Genomic DNA, 628 nt, shown 5'->3' with positions numbered 1-628 from the left:
AACAAATAGAAAAGGGTGATATCTATCTAAGCAAACAAGAAAGTAAAGATAATGGCAATGGTGTCGGAGGAGATAAGGATAGAGTAATCGGCGGTGCAAGAGTAAATCCCTTTGTAGATTTGCACTGCTCCCTGAATGCTATCTCATTGCCCCATCACACTACCTCGGTACATCCTAACGTGACAATGTGTGTGCTCAAGAGCTATGTTGCATCTATGCATTCAAGATTGCACAATGGTTTGCTAGTCTGTCACCCTAACAATCATGCAAATGAAGAACACACTACAGTTATGCAACAAGAGATTTAACACAAGCAAATATTAGGATTCCATAGCTGAATGGCAAAGAGTGTATAAGCATAGACTTCACGATGTTCATAAACAAAGGCACTATGGCCAGTTGACCCCTTAGGGAAGGTACACAAGAGAAGAATAGAGAAAGAACACGAAGATGAGAAAGAACTCCCTCCAAGCTCTAAAACCACGCTTTCTTGCAGTGTCCTTGCGCCAACTCCACCCCATGCGGTGCCTCCTACTCGTCCTAGATCTCCTTAGGCGGTGTGGAAACGCTTGATCTCTGATCTCATCAAAGTCCTCCCGGTGGAGAAGAGAATCCCCGAACAAAGATG

The 628-nt window shown here is 43.9% G+C and carries 1 protein-coding gene; it reads left to right on the top strand.

Going from position 1 to position 628, the window contains the following annotated elements; genetic code table 11:
* The coding region (locus ACFILO_RS09695) for a hypothetical protein (protein ID WP_375678237.1) at nucleotides 1-308 on the top strand (308 nt) is incomplete at its 5' end.
* Nucleotides 309-628: the final 320 nt, after the last annotated feature.

Origin of the sequence: Bartonella sp. AP72JLCBS, assembly GCF_042195705.1 — a bacterium.
Lineage (GTDB): Bacteria > Pseudomonadota > Alphaproteobacteria > Rhizobiales > Rhizobiaceae > Bartonella.
The sequence above is the reverse complement of the archived record's forward strand: the minus strand, read 5'-3'. Positions and strand labels throughout refer to the sequence as shown.